This window comes from Paraburkholderia pallida (genome assembly GCF_004524855.1).
Taxonomy (GTDB): Bacteria; Pseudomonadota; Gammaproteobacteria; order Burkholderiales; family Burkholderiaceae; genus Paraburkholderia; species Paraburkholderia oxyphila.
On sequence record NZ_CP038151.1, the window covers coordinates 1 to 25,977 of the forward strand.

14 protein-coding genes are annotated in these 25,977 nt (G+C 56.2%); 7 read left to right on the forward strand and 7 right to left on the reverse strand.

Going from position 1 to position 25,977, the window contains the following annotated elements; translation table 11 throughout:
* Positions 1 to 264: 264 nt before the first annotated feature.
* The 3 genes from E1956_RS35015 to E1956_RS35025 are packed head-to-tail and all read left to right on the forward strand — an operon-like array spanning position 265 to position 3,743.
* Positions 265 to 1,815 (forward strand): ATP-dependent nuclease, encoded by a 1,551-nt coding sequence (locus E1956_RS35015; protein ID WP_335930047.1) that lies wholly within the window; start codon positions 265 to 267, stop codon positions 1,813 to 1,815.
* Complete coding sequence (locus tag E1956_RS35020) at positions 1,808 to 3,331, forward strand: UvrD-helicase domain-containing protein (RefSeq protein ID WP_167760223.1); 1,524 nt, start codon at positions 1,808 to 1,810, stop codon at positions 3,329 to 3,331. The genes E1956_RS35015 and E1956_RS35020 overlap by 8 nt, the downstream gene beginning before the upstream one ends.
* Positions 3,332 to 3,338: 7 nt before the next feature.
* Positions 3,339 to 3,743: a hypothetical protein gene (locus E1956_RS35025; protein WP_134757989.1), complete on the forward strand. Its 405-nt coding sequence runs from the start codon at positions 3,339 to 3,341 to the stop codon at positions 3,741 to 3,743.
* Positions 3,744 to 3,870: 127 nt separating this feature from the next.
* On the opposite strand, the gene E1956_RS35030 is transcribed toward E1956_RS35025, so the two are convergent.
* The 3 genes from E1956_RS35030 to E1956_RS35040 all read right to left on the reverse strand — a co-directional run bounded on the left by E1956_RS35030 (position 3,871) and on the right by E1956_RS35040 (position 8,173).
* Positions 3,871 to 4,692, reverse strand: coding sequence for a hypothetical protein (locus E1956_RS35030; RefSeq protein ID WP_134757990.1), 822 nt, complete (start codon positions 4,690 to 4,692; stop codon positions 3,871 to 3,873).
* A 437-nt stretch (positions 4,693 to 5,129) separates the two neighbouring features.
* Positions 5,130 to 5,609 carry a transposase DNA-binding-containing protein gene (locus tag E1956_RS47575; RefSeq protein ID WP_134757991.1) on the reverse strand — a complete coding sequence of 160 codons (480 nt, stop codon included), beginning with the start codon at positions 5,607 to 5,609 and terminating at the stop codon, positions 5,130 to 5,132.
* A 269-nt stretch (positions 5,610 to 5,878) separates the two neighbouring features.
* Positions 5,879 to 8,173, reverse strand: a complete 2,295-nt coding sequence (locus E1956_RS35040; protein ID WP_134757992.1) for a patatin-like phospholipase family protein — start codon at positions 8,171 to 8,173, stop codon at positions 5,879 to 5,881.
* A gap of 1,221 nt (positions 8,174 to 9,394) precedes the next feature.
* On the opposite strand from E1956_RS35040, the gene E1956_RS35050 reads away from it, so the two are divergent.
* From E1956_RS35050 to E1956_RS35065, 4 genes are all read left to right on the forward strand, one after another.
* A complete protein-coding gene (locus tag E1956_RS35050) occupies positions 9,395 to 10,225 on the forward strand; it encodes a nucleotidyl transferase AbiEii/AbiGii toxin family protein (RefSeq protein WP_134757993.1) in 831 nt (276 codons plus the stop codon).
* Complete coding sequence (locus E1956_RS35055) at positions 10,222 to 11,031, forward strand: hypothetical protein (protein ID WP_134757994.1); 810 nt, start codon at positions 10,222 to 10,224, stop codon at positions 11,029 to 11,031. The genes E1956_RS35050 and E1956_RS35055 overlap by 4 nt, the downstream gene beginning before the upstream one ends.
* Positions 11,032 to 12,935: 1,904 nt before the next feature.
* Positions 12,936 to 15,143: a DNA recombination protein RmuC gene (locus E1956_RS35060; protein ID WP_134757995.1), complete on the forward strand. Its 2,208-nt coding sequence runs from the start codon at positions 12,936 to 12,938 to the stop codon at positions 15,141 to 15,143.
* 186 nt (positions 15,144 to 15,329) lie between these two features.
* A complete protein-coding gene (locus tag E1956_RS35065) occupies positions 15,330 to 18,020 on the forward strand; it encodes an AAA family ATPase (RefSeq protein WP_232072293.1) in 2,691 nt (896 codons plus the stop codon).
* Positions 18,021 to 18,182: 162 nt separating this feature from the next.
* Here E1956_RS35065 and E1956_RS35070 read toward each other — a convergent pair whose 3' ends face one another.
* Genes E1956_RS35070 through E1956_RS35085 form a run of 4 tightly spaced genes read right to left on the reverse strand, consistent with a single transcriptional unit; the run spans position 18,183 to position 25,778 of the window.
* On the reverse strand, positions 18,183 to 19,223 hold the full coding sequence (locus E1956_RS35070) for a hypothetical protein (protein WP_134757996.1): 1,041 nt from the start codon (positions 19,221 to 19,223) through the stop codon (positions 18,183 to 18,185).
* The gene (locus tag E1956_RS35075; protein ID WP_134757997.1) at positions 19,216 to 23,583 is read right to left on the reverse strand and encodes a coiled-coil domain-containing protein; all 4,368 of its coding nucleotides are present in this window, start codon (positions 23,581 to 23,583) and stop codon (positions 19,216 to 19,218) included. Before E1956_RS35075 ends, E1956_RS35070 begins: the two co-directional genes overlap by 8 nt.
* Entirely contained in the window at positions 23,576 to 24,316 is a 741-nt protein-coding gene (locus E1956_RS35080) for a hypothetical protein (protein ID WP_134757998.1), read from the reverse strand. The genes E1956_RS35075 and E1956_RS35080 overlap by 8 nt, the downstream gene beginning before the upstream one ends.
* Positions 24,303 to 25,778, reverse strand: coding sequence for a hypothetical protein (locus tag E1956_RS35085; protein WP_134757999.1), 1,476 nt, complete (start codon positions 25,776 to 25,778; stop codon positions 24,303 to 24,305). The genes E1956_RS35080 and E1956_RS35085 overlap by 14 nt, the downstream gene beginning before the upstream one ends.
* Between the last annotated feature and the right edge of the window lie 199 nt (positions 25,779 to 25,977).

The following is a 25,977-nucleotide window of genomic DNA, read 5'->3' on the forward strand; positions in this document are numbered from 1 at the left end:
ATGAAATCAGAGATTAAACGTCTTCACATCGAGCGATTTCGCGGAATTCGGGAGCTGACATGGCACCCCCAACCGCGTCTTAATCTGTTGCTCGGTGGAGGCAACGTCGGTAAGACAACAATCCTTGAGGCCATTGGTCTTCTACTCAGTCCGACCACGAGCTACACACTGTTGGACTCGGACTACTTAGGCCGTCTTGTAGAAGATGAATTTCTCATTGAAGCGGTCATGAGCCTTCCTGGAGACGTCAATCGCCAGGCCAGCATGGCGTGGCCCTGGGAATGGGACGGCCAGGACGCTGTGCTCGCGGTGGCCGGGGAACCAGAAGACGCAGCGACAGCACAGGCTCATCAGCAAGCCCGGCCTACTGTCTACAAGGTCCGCGTCCGAGGCACAGCTGACCTCGAGCTGGTCTACGAAATTGTTCAGCCGAACGACAGTGTCACTGCGTTTTCAGTAGGATTACGCCGGGAGATTGGACTCGTGCGATTGTTAGGCGATGACCGCAGCGATCGCGATCTACGACTGGTTGTTGGATCCAATCTCGACCGGCTGATCAATGACCGTGGCTTGCGCGCTCGGCTTGGGCGTGAGTTCGCCGCCGATTCTGTCGATCAGCATCTGGAAGATGAGTCACGCACTCGCCTCGAACAGCTCGATCAGGACTTCGCTGAGCGTCAGCTCCCAAACCAACTCGGTCTGGCTTTTACCGGCGGCGCCGGTCAGTCCATTAACTCACTCATAGGTCTCACCGCAGTTAAAGACGATGTCGTGTTACCCCTTTCTACCTGGGGCTCCGGCACCCGTCGTCTGGCTGCTTTGGCCATCGCAGACTCGTTGCAGGACGGGCATCCGATTACTCTCGTTGACGAACTTGAGCGAGGTCTTGAACCTTATCGCCAGCGTCAGCTCGTTCGAGATATAGCAGCCGGGCAGGGACAAACCTTCATCACCACGCATAGCGCCTCAGTCGTGACCACTGCAACTGACGCTTCGGTCTGGTATGTGGATACTGGCGGTCAGGTTGGCGCGCTTCCGCGTGAAAAGGTTTCCCGCCACCTCGCGCGGGACCCGGAGGCATTTCTGGCACGACTGACCGTTGTCGCCGAAGGAGCAACGGAGGTCGGATTCCTTCGGGAACTCTTCGATCGCGAACTCCCCGGATGGAGGGATCGAGGTGTGTATATAGCGGACGGAGGCGGCAATGACGACACCCTGACGCTGCTGGAGGCGCTGTCGGTCGGCGGCGTGAAGTTCGCCGGCTTTGTTGACAACGAAAATCGAAACGCGGGGCGATGGCGCGCAGTGGTAAACCGCGTCGGCACGCTTCTGTTCCAGTGGAACGTTGGGAACATAGAGGAGAACGTGATTCCGCTGTTCCCGGTAGAACAGATCCAAGCGCTCATAGCCGATCCGGCAGACGAAAAGACCGGACTGCGGTTGCGTACTCTCGCGGACCGGATGGAGACAGTCGATGCGTCCTTTGAGGCGTTGAGTGCGCTCGCGTTAGGGCGCCGTCGAGAGAACGCCGGGCACCAGGTTCATCCGCTGGTTCCCTGGATCGTCGCGGCCGCGACAGGTAAGGTGCCCGACGCATTGCACGACGCGCCTGCCGCGCAGCGCAATCCCTTCAAAGGACATGCGACGGCCTGGTTCAAGAGCATCGAAGGCGGCCACGAGCTCGCCACAAAGGTCTACAACTCCGGTGTTTGGGATGGGCGACTCGGCGCCTTGCTGCGTCCGTTTGTCGACGCGGTTATCCGCACACAAGCTGATCCAGTTCCGGCTGCCGTTCAAAGGCGAAACCGTGAGTGACGCATCTACCGCCGAGGCACTGCGCGCGGAAGTACAACGTGTCGTCGTCGAAGCGCCTGCGGGCACGGGCAAGACCTACCAGGCCGCAAGCTATGCTCGGGACGCAACAGCTGGCCTGCGTAAAGGCCAGCGGGTGCTGATACTAGCGCACACCCATTCCGCCTGCGACGTCTTTTCGTCGAGAACTGCCGATCTGGGCGGACGGTTGCGGATCGGGACCATCGATTCGCTCGTGGCAACGATTGCGAAGATTTACCACCGGGCTATCGACCTGCCGTCTGACATTCACGCATGGTCAATCAACCGTGGCCCCGACTGTTACGCCGAGCTCGCACAGAAGGTGCGACTTCTGCTCGTCCGTTCGCCCAGTGTCGCTGGCGCGGTAGCAGAGCGGCACCCAATAGTGATCTGCGACGAACATCAGGATGCCAGCAGCGACCAACACGACATCGTCGAAACGCTTGCACAGGCTGGTGCACAAGTGAGGTTCTTCGGCGACCCGATGCAGGCGATCTTCAACACTGGACGGGAACGGGAAGCGCGAGAGCTGCAATGGCGCGAGCTCCTGGCGACCGCCAACGCGTTCGAGAGACTGGACACCGCACACCGTTGGGCCACTGGCTCTCCCGCACTGGGCGCATGGGTGCTCGAACAGAGGGAGCATCTGCGTACCGGCGGCAGGGTCGACCTCCGGCATGGGTTGCCTCATGGGCTACGCCTATTACGCGCAGACAATCGTTCGCCACGCTTCGGCGGGTTCCAAGTGACCCCGGCTGAACGACGTCCAATCGATACATTGGTCCGAAACAGTCCAAATCTGCTGGTCTTGACCGCTCACAACCAAATGGTCTTCGGTCTCAATGCTTTCTGGGGAGCCCGTATCCCGATCTGGGAGGGCTATACAAGGAGCGCCTTGGGAGACCTTCTCGCCGCCTGCCGCATCAGAACTGGCGATCCGGTAGCTCTCGGCAGGTCAGTGTGCACCTTCCTCGAGGCCGTAGGGAAAGGCTTCTCGGCGACAGCCTTCGGCAACCGGCTTATTCAGGAACTGGAGACGAATTGTGCCAAGCCGAGCCGCGGCAAGCCAGCTGAGATTCAGTCGGTAGCCCAGTTGATCTTACAGCGCCCCAATCATATCGGCGTCGGCGAAGCAATCGATCGAGTCCACCATCTGATGAACGATAGCGAAAACTTCCGTGACACTCGCGTCCATCTACGAAAGGAGTTTGCTGAGGCACGACGGATCCAGGCACATCCCGAGATTAGCACCGTGCTTGCCGGTTTATCGCACCAGCGCGGAAGGCGAAACGACCAGGTGCCATCTCAGGCGATCAGCACCATTCACAAGTCCAAGGGGCTTGAATGCGACAGAGCAATCCTGATCCCATGCGATGCCAATAGTCTCGCTGCTAATCAGAAGAACCGCTGTCTTCTATATGTTGCCCTCAGCCGGTCTTGCGAGAAACTTACGCTTGTGGTCCCTGAGGCCAACCCTTCTCCTCTTCTCCAGCTATAGGTTCGACATGACTTCAGTGTTTCTACGTAATCTGATTGGCGAAGACGCAGCTTCCACAATCTCCGGACTCGCGACAGAGGTTGGCGAGCAGCATCCGTCATGGTCTGCGATCCTCCATGCTGAGGACGGACAAGGGCAACCAGTCGACCAGGTTCGAACCTCCCATTCGATTGAACAGGCATTGCGGTCTTTCAGCAAGTCGGACAAAGCATGGCTATCCCCCAGATTGATTGAGCGCCTGATGGCACAAAACTTTGCGGATGCCGCATCGGCACTGGGTGAAATCCGGGCCTACGGTGCATTAATGGATGCGTTCGGTAGCAAGGTCTCCGGTGTTCCGACGGGAAAATCCCCTACGCCAGACTTCCTGGTACGCAACCGGAATGACTACGTTTATCCGCGATTGGCCTGAAAACCTCGGCCTTCAGGCCAAGGTTTTCAGGCCAATCGCGGATAATATACCTTAGCCGGCTGTGCAACTCCCGCCTAGCCGGCGCCGCGCGGAATCCATGGGGAACCGCGAAAGCCTATCTGTACTTCTACCGCTTTCGTGGCAACGCGGACGCCTTAGCTAAAGTTTGTTGCTGCAAAGCATCGAATCGCGACTCCAGCGCAACTAGACGGGCGTTCTGCAACCGAACCGTTGCGTGTGACTCCGCCAACTCGCTAACCAAGAGGTCGTGCTGCCTCTGATTTTCTGCATCTTGTCCTCGAGCTTGCCAAAGCGTCAATACCGTCAGAAGAAATCCGCTCAAGCCGATAGTAAGCACATAGCCTAGTATCTTCGAGGAGACGACCAGTACTCTTCTAGCCTCCATCTCCTTTCGAACCGACATCACGCGAGTGAAGCGAATCCATCCTATCCGCAAACGGTCAACAACGGTTGGTGTGCCATCGATACTTGTGCATTGCATGTAGGACATAAAAATGCGCCAATGTTTGCGTTGAACCCTTTCCGATAGAAGCAAGTCCGGGTTCCTTGGCCAGCCCAGGACAATGAAGTCTTCGCGGGGCTTCAGTGTCTCCGTCCTCGCCGGACTAAGAGTCACTAGAACACCGCCGGCGTCCGTTCTTGTGTATTCAAGACTCGCACCGGTCTCCGAAAGAGTAATTGTGCTGAGCCCGCGTACCGGGTGTCCGGACGACGCCATTGTTCTAACCGCGGCGATAGCCCGATTGCCAAAAAACACCTCGACCAGTCGTTCGTCCGCACCTCCGTTCGAGCCGCCAGGCGCAGCATGAAAAGAATAAAGGTTTCCCATCTCGACAGAGCGATCATCATTGCGATGAAGGTCTCCAAAAACGTCTTTTGCCTTGTCGTAAAACTGCTTGAATTTTTTGTAGCGCTGCATGCGTGTCATTGTATTTCCCTTTACCGATTACGATCGGCTTTCCTGTGAACTCTCTTCGCTCGTGAAATATCCCCGCAGAATTCGTACTCCCCTGTCTCACGAACGACGTTTGTGGTGATGCGCCGTCGTTTCCAGACCCCGCTCACAGACCAGCGATATCCACCTTAGCCTCAGGCGGCGCACCGCTCGCCGGACCGGGCTATCCGCATCGCTCGCATCAGCGAACTCTCGCATATCCAGACGTAGTTAGAGCCAACGTTTCGCTGTCGTAAGTCGTTGCACAGCGCCAACCAGTTTCTGCCTTCCCACCATCGCTGCGCCATGTCGTTCGCTTATCAGGTCAGTACATTTGGCGTGATGTTCGGCAATTAGCGCGAACAGACAGTCGGCGCGGTGAAAGCGCTCGACAAAGGCAGCCTCGTCGACGTCGTCCGGAAAACGTTTATTCAACGACCAGATGACCCACGGATAGAACGAGTAATAGCGTGCCCGGTCAGTAACGTTCGTGATGCTCGGCAGCGACTGCCCGTAGATAAGGACGCACGGTGCCTGCGCGCAGAGGTGATCCAGCCCACCAATTGACGACGTTCCATCAATGTCCTCGCTCGCCTGTTCAAGCGCGCGTCGCCAAGGTCAAGGTCGGCAAATTCGGTTTCCCTCCAGCCGGGTGCTTCCAGAGCCAAGGCGTTCACGAAAAAGCGAGAGTAAACGCAACGCGCCGAAGGTTTACAAGCCCGGTCCATCTCATTGCTCGGCCGCGGTTTGTTCCGGCCTACGGTTGCGGAGGGTCGACTTGTGTATAAGACGATGCATTTAACTGCGGCGCGTTCCCAGCAAGGATAAAATTCAATTTCTACACAGAGCATATTAACTTTCTGCTCACAGAGATGGATAGCAAACCGCCCCCTCCAGAAAAATCCGTACATTCGTCAAGCGTAGCCCTGATATTTCTTCTTTATGTCGTTTCCGGAATCATTCTTGCCATGTTTTTCGCGACAATGGAGGACCCGATGAGTCAAATTGGCAAACTATTAGCCGCCATAGCGCAGCCACCAATTTCGCTCTGCATCCCACTCATCGGTCTTACGTTGCTAGCCGCCTGCACTTTTCGACGTGAGACTTCCTATGCTCCCAGGCGTCGCGAAAGCACGCTACAGGACGAAAAATCCAGGCCGCATTGATGGAGGGTACTCCGTTAGAACGGCTGCGCTCCCGCTTTACAGCTTTCCGCACTCTTCGTTTCGAGCATCTCCATCGACTCATCGGAAGATGGCGCACCGGTACGGTCCGAAACGAACTGCTTCGACTCACGATGCATAGCCTTGCCCAGAATCGACGCTGCATCTCGCGATAGCGTCCAACCGAGACCGATTGGGCCATCGTTTTGCTTGTCGACTTTGAGCGAGATATACCCACCGTTAAGATGACATACTTCATCTAGAAGTTGTCTCTTGGCAAAGTAGCGCCGGTTCTGGTTTGCGCTTCCCACCGCAGCGAAAATTGTTTCGAACTCTCCGACGTTGTGTTCCTTCGATCCTGACAACAATTCATTAGGTTTGTCATCTGGATCATTATTTAGATCAATAATTATTGGCCGAAAATTTGTGTTTTTCGATTCAATGCTGCGAACAATTTCAAGCGCTGTCTGCGCACCCGAGGCGTCAACGTATCCCCCGTCAACTACATGACCTATCGATTGCCCCTTCCTGTTATAGATGCTTCCCGGAGGACTTACCAATGGAAATCGTGCGCTAGCGTGTACAGCGGAAATCATATCCACGCTAGACGGCGAAATGGATTCCATTGTGACAGCGTTTGAGAAAGCACTTCCATCATAGTTGACGGACGAAAATAGAATACGATCCCCCGTTTCAACGTGAGTTGAAACAAATACGAGACGTGGGAACGGGTGATCGTTGACCGTCTTCGGAAAATCAGCTAAAGGCGCAGCAAGAATGGATCGTACGCGACCGCACATCTCCTTAATAGGATTCGACCGATAAGATCTAAAACTTTCCGACTGGCATGCCAGTGCTTTGGACCAGCTATCCTGTAGAGTATCGCCTTTCGACGGAGCAAAACGCCATGGTATTAATTTTTGAGGCACTTCCGTTGACATGACACGCGCGAGCCACGGGCCTATGAAATCGCTCGTTAGCGCACCCTCCGCCCAATTGCCGGCCATTCCAGAAAAGTTTGGAATTCCTTTGAATGCTTCAGGGTCTGTCTCATTTATACCTTGGATGGCAGCGTAGTTTGCCGAGTACGCAGCGGCACCCAACGCTCCGCCCGATACTCCAATGACAGCGTAAGTCCGATCGAGAAGATTCACTCGCGGCGATCCCAGAGTTGCCAAAGCGTCTGCGGTCCAGTAGGCCCCCCTGATTCCGCCGCCCTCCGCAAGGACAATGATGACCGGTGAGCTCGCGTGCGAAGAGTTCCAGCTCTTAAAATCTTCAGACACGGCAACCATTGTCGCTGCTTTTGCTTTGGTCGAGCCCCTAAGAGCAGCGAGCGTATTCACGTCATCCGACTTCGGACGATGGTCGGTGTACAGTGCCGCGAAAGCCATAATTGATATCGCGAGTACACCGACGGCAAATCGACTGCGATGTCTCAATAGCAAGGACCACGCGAAGCACAACAGCACAGCCCAAGCGCCGATACCCGCAATAAATATCAGCAAGGATCCAAGCCACAGCCCCGCTGCAGACGGAAATATTCCAAATACCAGTAGCACTGCAACTGCTATTGCTAGATGCAGGTTCATGGTGGGGCCATGAGCCGCGCTCGTCTGCGGGCCGCTGGCGTCTCCGCACGTTCCAATGTCGTGGAGGACGTCTGAGGCTGATGGCAGCATCAGAGAAACTACCAGCGCTGCGATGACGAAACTTGCTATTGCAGCCGCCGTAGCAATCTTATCGCCTGGGATGACCCCGTCACCCGACATGAAATAGAGAAAATATACGCATGCCAAATACAAGGCACGAGAGCCGTAGGTTCTGAGCCGATGCCCCTTGCGAGGATTAGATTTTGTCAGGCGCTGGCTCAGTGGCATAAAGCAGGCCAAAAAAATAAGCAGGACGCCGGCTTTATACAGCCAACGATCTACAAATCCATGATTGAATGCATTTGCTATTGCGTCCGCACGCTGATACGTATAAAACGGTAAAAGTGCAAGCAACGTTGCCAGCGCTCCAATACCGCTCGAAACAAGCGTTCGCTCTCGCGTTAGCCAAGAACTCAATCCAGCAGAAAACTGAAGACGCGGGACGGCACGAAGCACCATTTGAGATGCCCCGTAAAACATAGTGAAGAGATATGGGACGCCTACGAGCGCTAGGAATGCTACTGGCCGAACGACGCTGACATTTGTGAGAAGCTCGCTTCCTTGCCCAGTCTCGAGGATGACGTTGGGGATATATACAAGAAGCATCAAGGGGCCAAGCAAGGCTACCCCGTAAGCCAAATTTCGGAACAATTTTTTCATTGCGTAGTGAAGATGCGTTGAACTCTATGGGTCATCGACGGATGCGGGCAGGAAATTGCGCGCGATACGCGAGGCACTCTACAGCGCGTTAACGACACGCCCCACCGTTTCTTTAGCAGTCGCTTAACTAGACGCTCAAAGTGGATCCGAATAGACCTGATTCCAACCTCAGACCTTCCGCTACAACGCGCCAACTCGCACTGCGCAACCCTAAACACTCCAATCGCATACTGAGCACGCGACGAAGATCTGACCTCCGGTCACCTCCTCGTCCCGAGTGCTGACGCCCACGCCCCGATGCGATTTGCATGAAGTACGCAGTGGATATTACCGCGCCAGATTGCGGTACGTCGGCGCGAGATCATTGTCCCAATCGAACACGCTTGACTGTATCTACAACGCTCTGAATGTCGTTTGCCTTCACCACTGCCTCTAAGGTTTAACGGTTACGGCATCAGACGAAATTAACGGCTTCGCGCCAAGAGACCCCATGAATTGCCCAATGCGTTCGCCGTACGCGTGACGAAGGCAGTCCAAGTCCTTGTTGCACATGTGTCGGGTAATCACCCAATCCGACTCGCTTTGAGCCAGTGCTTTCGGGTCGGATATCGTCTGAAGCGCCGACTGGTAGAGTTGGCTCAATTGCCGGTCCATTGCCGCCAAACTGGGGTCACCACAGATTGCGATTTCATCGTCGTCCGACGCCTTTGTGCAGTCGAAGCTAGTCACGAAGGTTTGAGGCTGACTAGCTGTAGCGGCGACCGAACTTGCAGCGTCGGCACCTTCGTCAGCACTTGCGCTGCTTTGTGAGGGTGTGGTTTCGCTGGGTTCCGATGCGGGCGTTACCCCAGCCCTTCACTTAACGTGTTGATGCAGGGCCTTGTGGGATAAGGGTTCATTCGAGCGCGGCGAGAGATTCGCCGCGTTTTTTATATTTTGGGGTCTGAAACCTGACAAAAATACAGAATTTCATGCGGGTCGATGGCCGCTTTCGGCAGGCCGAGCTGCATCGCAAGGCGTCTTCTCGCCGTAGCCGTGTGCATGTTCCGTTTGCGCGGCATTACATCCCGGCGCGAATTCCAGTAGGACGCCAGCGGGTGCTCTTCCTTCGGCAATTGACCGTGCCTCCCTTTAAATATAGAATGTTAGTCATGCATTCGAGTGACTAACGGACTATTCACATAGTTCCGTAGTCGCGAGTTACTGTGATTAAGGTACTACATGGATGAGGTCGCCTACAGTCGGGAGTTGCTTCAAGCCAAGCTTCTTATCGAGCTCATGAGCCAAGCGATTCAGAACGAGCTTGTGCTCAAGGGCGGCTTGGCCATGCGAGCTGTGCTCGGGAGCACCCGGTATACGGCCGACATTGACCTGGACGCGGTGATGCCGGCCTCCGTCAGCCGAATTCAGGGCATCGTTCGCCGCTCCATTGACAGAGTTGTCAAGCAGCATGGTCTAATCGAGGACCCTCAGGTTTCTGAGCCCAAGCAGACAGAGACAACCCTGCGGTGGAAGGTCAATGGCCGCGCGCCGGGAACAGCACGCCCTCTTTCTTTGACGGTCGAAGTATCCCGCCGCGAATGGGTCGCACCATTTCGCACAGAACAGCTTGAGCTGAACAAGGAATTCGCCGGAGGTGCGGCGCGAGGACGCGTGCTGACGCTCGATGCGCAGGCCCTGGCTGTGTGCAAAGTGCTCGCTCTGACAGACCCCAAACGCGATGCACCACGTGACCTCTTCGACTTGAGTGTGTTGCTCGAGACAGAGCTCGATGCCCCGGCTCAGCTGCTGGCCAGTCAATCTCCCGACCGGCTCGAGCAGGCACTTACCGAACTGTGGGCAAAAGTCGAAAGCATGGACTACGAGCGCTTCAAAACGGACGTAATGCCGTACCTGCCGCCAGAGACAGCAGCAGCGGTAACCGAAGAAGTCTACGAAGAAATGCAGGTCAACGTTGGTACGAACGTTGAACAATGGCTAGAGGACGCGCGCGAGCTCCAGAAAGAAGAAGGGGTTGCGGACGTCAAGCCGGAACGACCGGGAGCCAAATGATGGATATAGGTTTCGATTACGAACCTGCTCGCACTGAGTGGAGATATGAACTCCTGGGGCTTCTCGAGTCAAACGAAGCACCTCGCGTTTGCACTACGGAAGAGCTGGCGCGTCTGGTTCGTCGCGTACGGCCGCGCGCCAACGCCGATACAGTCCACAATGCTATTGGCGGCCTGATGAAGGCGGGTGCCCTGCAAAAGGTAAGTCGCGGGCTCTATTTGAATCGTCGCAGTCGGCCTGCTGTTGAAGTAGCCGAAGCTGCACAGCATATTCGACAACGTGCCGTTGTCTCACTCGAATCGGTGCTTGGAGAGTGCGGTTTTCTAAATAACCCGCCAGCTATTGTGACGGCTGTGGTGCCGCAACGCCCCGACTCCGTCCCCCGTGTTGGTTCCGTCAAGACCAGTGGCGGACAGGTGCTTCGATTCAACGCCCTGCCACCTCGATTCTTCCCGTCCTCCCAGGAGGAGACGCGCCTGCTGCTCCAAGCCGGTCGCCACTGTCCGGTGGTTAGACCTGAGGTAGCAGCTTTGCACTGGTTGCATCTGGCTTTGTCGCCCCGCAGCTCGATGCGGATGCCGCCGCAGGATGTGGATTTCAGTGTTTTGGATGCCGAGCTTCTCAGGGACCTCGCATGGCGGTGGGAACTCTCACATGCGCTCGAGGAATGGAAAGAGCAGATTAACCTGGCTGGCGACATTCAAGAGCCCTCTCAGACAATCGCTCCGGTCTCGGAAGCACATCGGCAGCGCGGCCTTGCAGCGCGTCAGCGGCTCATGGCAAGGCGCAAGCCCAACACTACCTGAGCCCCCAGATGCGCGGCGCAATCTCTCGTAGAGCCCGCACTGGAGTCCTGGGTCGTCTTTATCCAAGCCGGTGACGCTGCAGTCACCTTCCACCGTCGGCGTGCCTTTGCGCCGATATGGACGCTTCTCAAACGCAGCGTGACCGAAGGTCCGCCACATCGGCGAATTGGGTAGAAGTTGACCTGAATGCCGTCGACCCCAGGAGGGATGCGCGGAGGCTTGGGAGCGGAGGCAGAATCCACCGCTAGCCCGGCAGAAAAATCTTCGGACACGAAGATGCCCCGTAAGTCCATGGCATACGGGGCATCTTAGACAATCGGCACCCAACCATCAACACGTTAAGTGAAGGGCTGGGGGCGTTACCACCCCTGTTGCTGATACCGCATTGTCAGGGGGCACGTTAGAAGCTGCGTCCAAGCCAGACGCCTCTTGCGCTACTGCGGGAGTACTCGCGTCTGCAGCGCTCGCAGCGACTGGTTCTGACGACGAAGAGGACGATGAAGAATTTCCCGACCGCCCTGCAATCCAGATGATTCCGACAATCACCGCGATTCCAATCAGGACCACCGGTCCACAACCTGACGATGAGCGCGCGGGCGGTTGGACTACCTCGATATCCCGGCTCCCGCAGCCTGGGCAACGCAATGACAGATGCTTTCCTCGCGGATACCACGTATACGCACATCTGTTGCACTGATTCTGGGGACGCAAACTCATGGTTCTCGATTCGAATATTTGATCTGTACCAATATCATTGCAAGCAAGTTGTGTCGCAGCCGCCTGACACTGGGCTCGCCGAGCGGAATTCTTTGGTCATAGGCGCCTCGCAATGACGATGTCGAAGCTGTCGACCTAGTGGTGCACAAAAATCGTTGCGTTACCGCTCTCGCTTGCGCTCGTCGGAACGCGTGACGCATCCTCCGACGTGCCTGAACTTGCTGCCACATCGGCCGCAAAGGTGTTCGAGCTCGGAGACGATGCCTGATTCGGGCGCCCTTCAGGGTCATAAGGTTGTGCTTGGGGCAATGCCACCAGATTGTTGCTGCTGTCAACGCTACTCGCAGCTAGCGACGGCACCGACTGCGATGGTTCGGTGTCAACTGATGCTGAGCTTGCCGCAGGAGCGGAATTCGCTGTGCCAGCGTTATTCCCCAGATGGCCGCCCATTAGTACCATCAGCATGAGCCCACCGATAGTACCGACGATGCCAAGACCGGCAAGCTTCGTCTTGCTACTCCCGCAGCTGGGACAGCGGCTTGACAGATTGCTACCGCGCGGATACCACGTTCGACCGCAGCTCGCGCATTTGTTTAATGGGCGCCTCGTCTTGCGAGTACCTGTTGCCAATGTTGCCTCGTACAAACATATAGTCTCATTGGCGTTTACGGCGCGTTTGAACCGGTCTTGAGGGCTTTGGGATCCGTCTGCCCTCTCGCCAGTTATTTCTGGCGGTCAATCCTTGCCATGCGGGGAAAGTTCTCCCAAAAGTATTGCTTGTCACCATACAGAAATTATGCAATTTGAATCGCGTTCAAATCTCACAGGCGCACCCGGCACAGCTTATCCCCGACCGCCGTCGTGCTGGCCGATCCACAAGCCCTGGTGGGAATAAATTCGGTCGCTATTCCATATTAAAAACAATCTTTCTCCGAGAACTCAAGACTTTTTTCGTTCAACAGTTCACAATATGTTAGCTATGGCGTTTGGCGGGAGAACTGTTATCCATGCCATCCGCCGTCCACGGACGGCGGCAGTGTGCCTGCGGCACTTGACTCCCAGTGAGTGCACCGCACGAGAGCCCACCCGATCCGCTCCAGCTTCGCCTCCTCCCTCCGGGAGTAGCCCGGGAGTCGATGACTCCCGGTTGATGGGCGCGACTTCAAATATTCAAACCGGGGGCAGAGATGGACCTTCTTGTAGGTAGCGTAATCCTCCTGATCGGCCTGTTTTTAGGCAGCATCATTGCATGGCTACTCGCTCGGGGACGTGCCCAGCTGCAACTTCACGCAGCGCTTAGTCAAACAAAAGCAACGTCTCAAATAGACTATGCCCAGAAGGAAGAACGACTTCGCGCCGCTACGGAAGAGCTCGCCACGCTTCGAAATGCGCGAGACAACGCGAATCTCCAGTACAGCGACTTACGCGCGGAACTCGACCGGAGCCGGGATGATCAGGCTCGCCTCGAGGAGCGGTCCTCGCGAGTGCCAAGTCTCGAAGGTGAAATCAAGAAGCTCACCGAACGGATTCAACAGCAAGGCGACGAGCTTCGGGTTTTCGCGACAAGCGAAGCGCAGAAGCAACAACTGGTGTCGTCCTTGACCAGCCAAGCAAGTGAGCTAGAAAGTGAGGCTCGGGCCTTGACCGCAAAAATTGCTGCGTCTACGGATGCGCTGCGGGAAACCAACGAGCGAAAAGCAGCGTTGGAGGAACAGGCAACACGTATTCCCGCTTTGGAAAACAACATCAATGGCCTGACCGAGCAGCTCCGCAAAACCGAGGAAGAGCTACGACGGATATCGTCGAACGAAGCCCAGCAACGGCAGCTTGCGGAATCCCTCAAGTCAAACGCGGAACAATCGGGCATCGAGCATCGCGCAGTCGAAGAAAGATTGAAGGTAGCGTCGCGTGAGCTGCAGGAGGCAAACGAGCGCAAGGCTTCGCTGGAAGAGCAGGTTGCACGGATCCCCCACCTGGAGCGGAAACTGGCCGCGACAGAGGAGCGACTAACCGAGATCAACAACCAGTTGACTGAGCTCAAAGAATCGAGTGGTCGCGAAAATGGGAGGCTTGCGGCTGAACTTTCAGCCGAGCAGCAGGCTCATAAACTCATACGCGGGCAACTCGGCACCGAGGTCGACAAGCGGACCGCTGCGGAATCCGAGGTAGCGCAGCTGACAGCTGAATTAACGGAGCTTCGCACTCAGTTTGAGGCAGAGCGGAAGCACGCCGACGAAAAACTACAACTGCTCACGCAGGCGAAGGAGGAACTCAGCGCTCAGTTCAAGTCTCTTGCAACCGAAATCCTGGAAGAGAAGTCCAAGCGTTTTACGGAGCAGAACCAGACCAATATCGGACAGCTATTGGAACCGCTCAAGACGCGTTTGCAGGAATTCCAAGGGAAGGTAGAGGAAGTGTATGTCCAGGAAGGAAAGGACCGTACTGCGCTGGCTGAGCAGGTCAAGCAACTCCTAGCATTGAATCAGGCACTGAGCGAAGACGCGAAAAACCTCACTTCCGCGCTGAAAGGTTCGTCCAAAACGCAGGGGAACTGGGGAGAACTGATTCTTGAGCGCGTCCTCGAGGCTTCTGGCCTCCGAAAAGGCGACGAATACGTTGTACAGGATAGCCAGACCCGCGAAGATGGGTCGCGCGCGCAACCAGATGTCGTAATCAACTTGCCGGAAGACAGAAAGCTCGTTGTCGACTCTAAGGTTTCCCTTGTTGCGTATGAGACGTACGCTTCCACAGACTCTGATGAAGAGCGTTCCATCGCCATTCGCCAGCACGTCGACTCCATCCGTAGCCACATCCGGTCCCTCTCGGACAAGCAATATCATGCGCTGTACGGCAAGTCACTCGATTTCGTCCTTGCCTTTGTCCCTATCGAGCCAGCTTTCATGTTGGCAATTACGAATGACAAAGACCTTTTCATGGAAGCCTGGCGTCGCAACGTGCTTCTCGTTAGCCCCTCTACCCTGCTCTTCGTCGTTCGCACAGTCGCTCATCTCTGGCGGCAAGAGGCTCAAAACCGGAACGCTCAGGAAATAGCGCGTCGCGGAGCAGAACTCTATGACAAGCTATGTGGGTTCGTGGCCGACATTGAGACACTTGGCAATCGCATCAAGCAAGCTCAACAAGCCTACGACACGGCGCAAAGCAAGCTTGTATCCGGGAAGGGCAACGTCATTCGCCAGGCCGAAATGCTACGCGATCTCGGGGTCAAACCGTCCAAATCATTGCCACAGCCGCTCGTAGAACTAGCGACCACAAACGAGCACCCCATAGTCGTTGTCGGCGCACTTCCGGAAGCCAGCGATAGACAAGACGCATCTGCCGCATTATTAACCAGTGAAGTCCCGATATCCGGTCAAGAGTCAACGCCATCGCCCTAATTCCACCAATCGGTCGGCGAGCACAACAATTGGCGTCGTTTAGTGGCCATGTGCAGGTGAGTTTCTCAATGTAAAAACGAACTAGGACAGCTTTGACATGACGTTCAAGATGAGCCAGGCACCGACGATCGATTAGGGCAGCGCTCGAGATTCAACGGATTGGAACCGCATCAATAGGTACGTGACTTGACGAAGCCAGAAAATATTCAGCTTCTGATGCACCTGGCCGAAGAAACAATAGAACGGGAGATTTCGATGAAGAGAGAAAACGAGGGCACCACAGAAATCGCACTGCATCCTTTCGAGCAATGGCTCACAGAACGGCACAAGTGGATCCAAACAGCGGCGGCAAGGATGATCAAAGCACGGGCGTTGCCTGACGCAAAGGCGGTAAGCAACCTTGCAGATCTGTGCATATTGGAAGCGTCGAAGCAGGAAAGCGATCAATTCGAGCGCGTAGCGGCTGATACTCTTGCTCAGTCCACGGGTCAACCCTCGATTCGCCTCCGCAAGATCAGCGAGGTAATAGGGATTAACGCAATCAAGGACGGCGCGACGCTCGACTTCGGCACCGCCGGCCTGTTTGTCATCTATGGGGCAAATGGCTCCGGGAAAAGCGGATATTCCCGGCTTATCAAACAAATCTGTGGGTCCCGCGCCAAGGAAGAACTGTTAGGAAACGTTTTCAGCAAGGAGCGCCCTGAGCCGTCCGCGCGCATTCACGTCACGGTTGGCGATGCCGAGAAGGACGGCACCTGGAAACTCTCGGGCGGCCCGGTGCCGCAACTTCGCCATGTCCACGTGTTCGATTCGAGTGTGGCCACTCTCTACTTCGGTACGAAGAACGAAGCGACGTACGAGCCCTCGCGCATGCGCTTCGTTTCATCCCTGATCAAGATTTGCGACCTGGTCTCCGGGGAACTGACCGACCGGAAAAGCAAGCTGCTGTCAAAGCTACCAAAACTCCCGGACGATCTGGCTGGAACTTCATCCGCGAAATTCCTCACGACGATGAGAGCTGGCCTGTCTTCAGATGCCATTACAACGGCCTGCAGTTACACGAAGGAGATGGACCTGGAGCGCATCTCGGGGGAAGCCTCGCTCGCCGAGAAGGACATTCCTGGCAGATTGAAAGTAATTGACCGCGAGATCTCAGCACTTAACATTGTCAAGACGATGGTCCAGGGCTGGAAGGACGTCTTAGGCAACGAAAATCTAGCGAATCTCGCGACCGCGCGCGCGAACGCGATCAAAAAGCGAAAAGCTGCGAGCGAGGACGCCGAGAAGGTTTTCGCCGGCTCGCCGCTTGAAGGAGTCGGTCAGGATTCGTGGCGCGAGCTATGGGAAAAGGCTCGCGAATTTTCCGTTTCTCACGCATACAAGCACGCTGAATTCCCGAATATCGCTGGAGACGTCAAATGTGTCCTTTGTCAGCAACCGCTAGCCGATGAAGCCAAGATCCGCCTCGTGCAATTCGAAAAATTCGTTCGGGGCGAGTTAGAGAAAGACGCGGCAGACGCAGAAAGAGCACTCGGTAAGCTGGAGAAGGTATTGCCCACCCTTCCCGACGCGAAAGCTTGGGTTGCGAGCACCAATCCCATTAAGCTTGAGGAGCAGACCGCCGCCGATTGGCTCAGTGCCCTAGTCGCGCGCCGCCTCGCCGCCAACACTGCGATCCAAGCCGACCAGATACCGGCCGTCGATTGGACAACACTGGAAACGCCTATCGCGGCCGTTTCGGATACGCTCCTCGCGGAGAAGAAGGCATTGACTGAACTTCTGCAGGATGGAAAGCGAAAACAGCTCGCTGCACGAGTGCAGGAACTGGTTGCATGTCAATGGTTGAATCGGGAACAGGATGCTATTCGAGTCGAAGCGCAACGCTTGGAAATGGTCGCGACTCTTACCAAGGCAATCTCCCTCACTCAAACAACGGCCCTGACCAAAAAGAACACGGAACTCGCAGAGCAAGAGCTGAGAGGCGGCTATCAGGAGCGATTTTCCAAGGAACTCAAAGCGCTCAATGGTGCCCGTCTTCCGGTCGAGCCCAAGAGCAAACAACAAGGCAAAGGAAAGGTTACGTTCTCGCTCTCCGTGAAGGAAGCCGGAGACGACGTGAAAGCGGAATCAATCTTGAGCGAGGGCGAACGTCGAATTATTGCACTGGCATCGTTTCTTGCCGACATCTCAGGCTCAGGCCAACCCACTCCCTTCGTGTTCGACGATCCGATTTCCTCTCTTGACCAGGATTTTGAAGAACACGTCGTCGAACGCCTTGTGGCGTTAGCTCAAGAGCGCCAAGTCATTATCTTCACTCATCGACTTTCCTTGTTGGCCCAGGTAGAGTCCACAGTCAGGAAGCTTCGCGACCTGGCTGAACTCGAGAAGCAGCCCGCCCCTGTCGAGCTCGCTACGATATCTCTGCGGCGCCTCGGACAAAACGTCGGGTTGGTCGCCGACATGAGCGTCAGAGACGCCAAACCCGACAAGGCACTTAATAAGATCCGCAATGAAGCAATTGTGCAGCTAAGAAAGCTACACGACGCAGCTGAAGTCGAAGAGTACGAACAACGGGCGAAGAGCGTGTGCAGCGACATTCGAATTCTGGTCGAGCGATGTGTCGAGACGATATTGCTCAACAGCGTGCTGCTCCGATTCCGTCGAAGCATCACAACGCAGAATGTCATTGGAAAGCTGGCGAAGATACAGTCCGAAGACTGCACAATGATTGACGACCTTATGACGCGGTACTCTGTTTTCGAGCATTCACAGTCGAGCGAGTTGCCGGCCGAGTGTCCAGACCCGGAAGTCCTCGAGCGCGACGTTGACAAACTGATTGTGTGGATCAAGGAGTTCTCAGGGCGTCCAGTAAAGTAAGGAAAGCGATTTCTTACGCGGCGGCAGAGGCGAATCCTCGCGAAGTCAAACAAAAGTCATGGTTGCCAATGCACGTTCAAGCGTGAAGCACGTATGATCCGCAGACATTGCCGCTCGACAACGGCCGACTCACGGTAAGCGTGGTCGGTCGCTTCAGATACTTCAGAGCTGCGAGAAAGGGTCCAAGTCCTGACAATAGGCGAAGTCCTGAGTGTGCAGCACTTTCAGTGACAGGCTTTCCTGTGCTATCCATTTCTGGTCCGCGAATAGGAGTCGGACGTCTTCCCCGAGAGGCGGTTCGAACCAGTCAATGGACGTCTCGACCAGCGCCCGCTTGTCCTCCCCCAACTGTTTGCGAAGACCGTTCCGCAGCATCCACTGGTAGAAGGTGGTGGCAGGTTTGAGTCCCGTGCCGCCTGCTGCCTGAAGACTCTTGCTCAGGGTCGCGGCAATATTGACGCCTGCCGGATCAAGGTCGCCAAAATATTCGGCGTATGTAGCACCGCTGCGCTCGATCGCGTCGAGAATCGCTCTTGCAGACTTGAGAATCGTGTTTCCGCTTCCATAACCAATAGAACGGTATCGTAAGGCCACCCGGTTCCACTGCAGCATCGACCAGAATGTGTGGTGATTTTCCAGAACGAGCAACGGCCCGTGCGCCCCATCAAAATCCTCGCGGGCTAGAGGTGGCTCAGGATTGCATGCGCAGATAACCGAAAGCGGAATCTTGCCGTAGAGCATGTCGCCCTTTACAGCTCCATCAAACGCCTTCTCGTCGCCAAATATTTCAAGCGCCCGTTCCCGATAAGGCACCACGACCATCAGACTCCTACGGTTTTCGATCAGAAACTGATTGAGGACTTTCAGCTTTTCCAGTTGAGCGCCGCGAAGCACTTTCGTCGCGAACGACAACTCCGGAAGCCAGTTGACGCCACTGTAGTCCGGTTTCACCACCTTCTCGCGCACGACACTGACCCACAGCGGAAGGCGGGGCGCGCCGTACACGTCCCACCCACCCTTGCCGACTGGCAGGCGTACAACGCCGGACTGAGCGAGCTCATCAAGAGCTTCCTTGACCCTGACGCGCAGATTCCCGTCCGCACGAAATTCCGGAAACACCTGCACATATCCGGCAACCAGTTGTTTCTGCTCAACAACTGTCTTGCACTGGTTGCGCAACCACGCCGAATATCGTTCAAGCATTCACCGCCTCCTGATCCCAGTCAACTTCTGAACCAGGCTTGAACTGATAGTCGACAATGCCGACATGAATACGCCCTTTGGTCGTGTTATGGCCGATTTTCTTCAGCCGCACGAACCGCTTGAACACAGACAACACGTCGTATTCCTTGATGCCCGTCACGAGCAGTAGCTGGATTCTCATCGCGTCAGCAAGCCCGATGATGCTCTCCCAGATACTGCGCGCCGTCGCTGTCGAAAATGGGTTGTCCAAAACCAGGACTCCGCCTTCGGAGAGCCGGCCGTCGGCACGCTGCTCATACCGCAGTTTGGCGATAATGAAATATAGGAACAGCGCCATCGATATCTTCTCCGCACCAGAGTTCGAAAGACCGTCAACCGGCACGTACTGCTGTGTTTCCAGAGAAACGAGTTTAAGTACTTTCATGTCCAGGCGCCGGTTCGGCGCGAGGCGATGAATACACGCAGCGGTGAGCGCAGCGCCCGATTCCGGAATGTTTCCATCCTTGCAAAGCTCGTCCATGTAGATGGACAATGCCTCGCGCCGTTGGTCGCTTGTGAGACGGCCGACAGAGCCGTTCATCTTGATGACTGCCTTGCCGCCGTAAACGGGCACCGAATCGGGAAGCCTGAGTGTATCGGCCGCGCGGGTGAGAATACGCAAGCCATCGGTCGTCAGAGCGAGGAGCGCATCAGTGCCGCGCACCATGTCCCCTTCCATACTCGCGACCTCGTTGTCGATGGTATCCCGTCTGTTCTGCGCCGCGCGCGCCAGTCGCTGGTAGTCGTTGATGGTTGCTTCAACAGTGTTCTCCCGGAGAATCATTGCGAGTTCGACATCGACCTTGGCAAACTCCTCGTCACGGGCGAGTGATGCAATCTTCTCGTGAAGATTCCCACATTGTGTGCGAGCCGCTGTGAGACTGCCGCGCGTCTGTCGCAGCTTAAGCTCGTGCTCCCGCACAAACGCGCGGGCTTTGCCAGGCTCCTGAAGCAACTCTGGAACGACAAGGCCGCCGGACAGGTCGATATCAAGTGCCCGAACCACTTCACGCTGCTGCTCGAAATCGGCCGCAAGCTGATTGAACTTGCGCTCCTCAGTCTCAGATTCGCTCGCCATTTCGTTTGCGCTCGCAGAAGCGGCTTTCTGACTGTTCGCCAGGTCCGCGTGTTCCCGGCCCCGAACATCAAGCGTTTCCGCATCCAGCGTCTCGATACCGACAATGATGATTTCCGCGTGCTTTCGTTGCCGGACAAACACGCTATAGTCGGCGCGAGTGTTCGACGCCTGCTGGATGGCGTCCCGTTCCTCGTCAGCCGCGACTGCCTGTCTTTGCCCCAACTCGGCAAACAGCGTCGGAATATCCTTGTTGATTAAAGCCTCGACGGCTTCACGCGCAAAGCTGGCTTCGGGGTATCGTCTGCCATACTCGGCCTCCTTGCCGGTCGCATCCCGCTTGGCAGAATTGAGCTCCAACGTAAGCGCTCCCGTGGTCTCACGCTCAGCCGATTCGACTGCGATGTATGCTTGATCGTAGTCAACTTGGACAGCAGCAAGAGTCCGAGGATTGGCAGCAAGCTCAGCCTGCGCATTGACGGAGAGATCAAGCAGAGGAACGAGGGTTTCAAGGATCGGGCGCCACCGGTCAATATGCATTTGCAGATTGTTTTTCCTGTTCCATGTGTCCTGGCGCTGTTTTTCAAGGACATCGGACTGGGTATCCAGGTTTGCCACTGCCGCCTCGCACCGCTGTGCCTCGGTCGTCGCTCGTGCCTGGGTAGCTTCCCACTCTGGGATAAAAGCTTCATAGAGGCTGAGATGGTCCTGCAGACTGTTTAACTCCGACCTCAGATTGCCAATCTTGCCTTCGGCGTCCTTTTTCTGCGCCCCCAGCACAAGCAATCGTTGACGTGTTGCTTCCAGCTGCGCACCGACGCCCTCAATTTCCGTTCTCAACGCCTCATTGCTCTCGAGCAGCCGCTCCTCGTCGGCCTTGAGCGCATCAAGCTGACCATTGCCGAAGCTTCGGCTGTAGGCGTCGAGGTCCTTCAGCGCCGACCGACCATCTTCATACAACTGGAAAGCGTCCTTCTGCTTACCTGCGGCCACAGTGATTTCCGCCTCCAGCGTTTGCGCACGCCGACGGGCAGCCACATGGTTGTAGGCGCTATCGTCACCACTGGGAACGGTAAACTGACCCTGTTGTGCGAGCTCGGGGTCTACCGCATACGCAGATACCACAACAGGTCGAATGAGCTTGAGTGCCGAATTTTCGATTGCGGCTTGCGCCTGTTCAATCCCCTCAACGGGTACCGTGACGCCCAGAAAGCGTGCGGGATTGCTCAGAACCGTGTCGCGTGCTGCCGTCGCGTCTGGCAACACCTCAGCCAGATATTGGGGAAAAGCCCGAGCACCTTTGACGCCCGCACTCGCAAGGAACTGAACGACAGCTGACACATCAGGGTCCCGGCCCGCCAGCTGGGTCTCAAGGATGCTGTCTTTATCCTCGCTCAACCGGGCTACCCTGAGCTGCTTGGTTGCAAGGTCGTCCATCGCATTGCGGATAAATTCACGCAGGCGCGACGGGAGCACCTCCGAATCAACGTCCGCCACTTCCGCACCGGCCGCGCGACACAGGACTTGCGTATGGGAAAGCCTCTCGCGCTGGGCATCGCCGGTAGCGATTTTGTCCCGAAGGACGTCAATCTTGTGCCCATTGACCTTGAGCTCAGCCTCACGATGCGAGCGACGTCCGTTCAACTCGACCACGGAACCCTGAGCATCTTCCACCTGACGCTCCAGGTCCTCAACCCGGGCAAGCATCTCATCGAGCGAAGAAGTTAGACGCGTCTTTGCGTCGTCGCAGGTTTCGAATTCCTGGATAACACCCGACTCGCGAAGTCGCTTAAGCGATTTCTGCGCGCCCTCCATCAAGCCATTGACCTGATTCAGTTCTTTTAGCGCCGCTTCGCGTTGCGTCCTAAGCTCGGCGCTCTCCCGCTTCACGTCGTCCCGGGCATCACCGAGTTCGTCCAAGCGCTTTTCAAGCCCCTCGACCTTTTGGGCAGTTTCCTCCAGTTCAAGCTCGACCAGGTAATGAAGTAAAGTCGCCTGCCGGTCACGTTGCATCTTCAGAGGTGCAATCTGTTTGCTCGTCACCTGGTCAATGTTATGCTGAATTGAATCAACCCTTGCCAAGCACTCGTTTATCTCTGCTCGCAGCTGCGCTGCATAGAGCAGCTTTTCCTCGTGGGAAAGCGCGCCCATCACTGCCGTCGCTGTTGTCTCCCTGGCCTCGGCCACCACCTTCATCCGTCGCATGTAGGTGTGCTGATAGGCCTCAGCCATACCCTCATTTTCCTTCCAGAGCTGTTCTGCCTTACGGGCCTCGGCTCGAAATTCAAGAACATTCCGTTTGGCGACTTCAGCCGACCGCATACTTGCTGCGGCATGGTAACCAAACGTCGCATACGCGTGGGAAACGGCTGTCTCTATCTCTGTGAGCGCCTTCTGCGCTTCATGAAATTCTCCGGCGGCTCGCGCAAACGGGTCGAAAAGCTGAGAGAAACGTTCAAGCTGCTTCTGCGCTTCAATGAGTTTCGGACGTCGACCCATTCGCTTGCAGAGCGTCGAGATGGTGGCGTGTGTCTGCTCTGCTGTTTGAGGATTCAGCGTAAGTGTCATGAACTTCCGAATGAAGTCGTACTCCGTCCTGAAATCAAGGAACGCCTCACCCATGCCGCCTTCTGTGCGGTTGAACTCGACCTGACGGCGCAGCATCTCGACGTCAATGCCACGACTCTCAAGACACGCACGCCATTCATTCTGGTTGCTGAAACGCTGGAAGTTTCCTTCGTGTTGCGTTTCCATCTGCTGAAGCCATCGCAAGGCATCCTCGCGGCTCGAAAGCGGGCCGTTTGCTCCGTCACCCAACTGCTCAGTCGGAAGGTCGTCGTAGCTTAGCCCCGGGGCATTTTCAAAAGCAAAGAAAAACCTGTCCGGTTCGAAAAGCTCGCCCGATTTTTTCATGACCACAATCAGGCCAGTCACAAGCTTGCGCTCGGATGCAAGGTCGCCAGGCATCATCCATTCGACGGCGACAAGCCCTGGCTGTCCGTCCTTGTCAAAATACTGTTCAAAGCGCTGCGCATTGTTTCGCAGGTGCTGCAGGAAGCGGCTCTTGTCTGGATCGAAGATGGTGAAGAACATCGACAGGAACGTACTTTTCCCGCCCTGATTGATAAGGTTGAAAATTGTATGTGTCGGGCGACCGTCAAGGTCGGTCAGCGGCACGTCGATGCCCGGGTACCACGCAAGGACGTGTCCCACAGAACCCATAAAAATACGCGTGACCTTATACATTATCTCCCCTCTCGTCCGAAACAACCTCGCGACCGATTGCAAAGATTCGCTCTACGAGCACTTCGCGCAGCTGAACGGTGTACCGGCGGTTGGCTGTGTACAGTACCTCACCGGGTCCAGGCAACTGGCTGAGCAGCCCCTTCTCACGCAATTGCTTGAAAACGGTTGAAACCAGCCCTTCGAGCGTATAGCTATTGCGGCGCTGCTGTTCCGGCCGAGATTCCGGCTTGACGAGAACGCTCTGCCAACCAGGTTCAAGCTCCTTTGGAATGCCTTCGAGTTGCGCACGGTCTTCACGTGCGGCGAGTTCTGTGCAGATCGACTTGAGCGACGAGAGCGCCATGGCCTCGCTAACGGGCGGCGCGTTATAGGTCTCGTCGTTGAGCTTTTCCGCCGTCGGGTAAAACAGCGCACCAATTGCGACGTGAATCAACACCGCCAGTGCCCGGCTTTCCGCGTTAGGCAAACCCGGCATGTCGCCGAGCCGAAACGCAAAGATACTATCCGGGCTGTCCGGTGCAAAAAATGCCCCATCACGGGTGACCGAAAGAACCGAAAGGCCGAGACCTGCCGCCACATCCTGTAGCAGTGCGCGAAATGCCGGCGTCGCATCGTACAGCGCGAGAATGGAGCGATAGTCCCTGTCGTTGACAGGCGTGAGGCGGGGTTGCAAACCCTTGTTGATGAGCAGGGCCGCAGCGTAGGCGTCCGGCGAAAATTCACTGTTCGTCATGCGTATCCCGTGGCGTGAAAAGTAGTCTGGACCCTTCTACTCGCGGAAGGTTGAAGCGCCCCTGAGGTTGGGCATCGACCCCGAAGATGTCCTCTTCCCGAGAAAATGACTGGTACATCATGAAGACGAGATAGTCGCGCACGACGGCGTCAAGACCATCGGCTTCAGCCTTCTCCAGCACCTCGTCAATAAATACGGGTCGCCCTGCCCCAAACGTCAGCTTCAGGTATCGGTTGCCTTCGCGGACAACCTCGGGCCCGAAGTGCGGAACTTCTTCTGGAATCGGCTTGATGATGTCAGGATCGTCCGACCTCACCGGCGGCTCGGCCTGAGGTTCCGTGAGCAGTTCGATGACCTGCCGCAGGTTAAACACCCGCTCGACATTCGGGGGCAACAGCACGTGCCAGCCCCGCTGGGCCACCTGCGTTAGACTCGCCTGCGGCAGCTTCAGCAACTGGGGAAGTACGCGGTCCTCCATATCCGGAAGTCGATGGCGCTGACGCGCGCGAAACATGGTACGGCTTGCTTCGAGGTACTTTTCACCTGCTTGGGCGACGAGCCGCAACAGGTGCAGATGGATGTCTGCCTCGCGCTCCACCGTCTCGCATAGCCGCACGAGCCGTTCTCGCGTGATGCGGTCCGACGTGTTGTTAATCTTTTCCTTCACCAGCCCAAGGAGCGAACGCTCTTCCTTGCCCCGCTCGTCGATATGTTCCCGGGACTCTTCGATGAACGGCTCAAGGTCCTGTTTCCATGAGATGGCGTCCGGCACCCGTTGCGCGCGGTCAAGACGCGTCCGGATGCTGTCCTGATACCTGACTGCCTGCAGGTACGCCTGCCGTGACACGTCGAGCGCCTCGTTGACCCGCCCACGCTTGACCAGTTCGGCCGTCATCCGGTCAAGCAAGGTCTGCATCTGCTCCGCGCCGATGTCCAGCTGCCCGACGTAAAGCAGAATGGCCGCCTCTGTCAGTCGATACTTGTACTGGTTGTCGTCCTGGCGTTCAAAAGTTAGCAGGCTGAACCGGTAGCTGCGCGTGGTCGCAGAAGCGACGTCGTAGTATGGAAAGTCAAACTGTTCGTTTCGGTTGTCGGTGTTATGCAGACTGTTGAGGATTTCCAGTGCAAGCTGATTGCAACGGTCTTCACCCAGCGCTGGTTTCATCTGGCGGACAACCTCAGCGAGGTAGCTGGTCACTTCCTCTCGTAACCGCCCCAGCCCGAACACGCTGCCTTCCATGATGAAATCGAACATCGCCAGCGCTAGATAATGGGTGTCGATATCCTGGAATTCACCATCGCCATAATCTGCACGACGGACCTTTGCCGCCAGTTCGTGCAACGGACGTGCAAGCAGCAGGTTCCGTGTCTGCCGGCCGAGGTCCAACGGACCCGCCAGTAGCGATTCGTTCACGCTTTCAGGTACCGGGTCGTTAGTTGCATCCGAAAGAACTACATCCATACTGAAACCTGTTCGCACAGAGGTTGGAAACTGACCGGAGGTCCCAGACCGGAAGTGTTGCATAACAATCGGCCTGATTGCTCACACAACGGCACATGCATCTGGACTTCTATGCCGATTATCTGCTCGCAGTAAGAACTCGAACAGTCAGCGGTACGCAACACAGGATGTCTTTTGCGTCACCTTGTAGATCGGCACA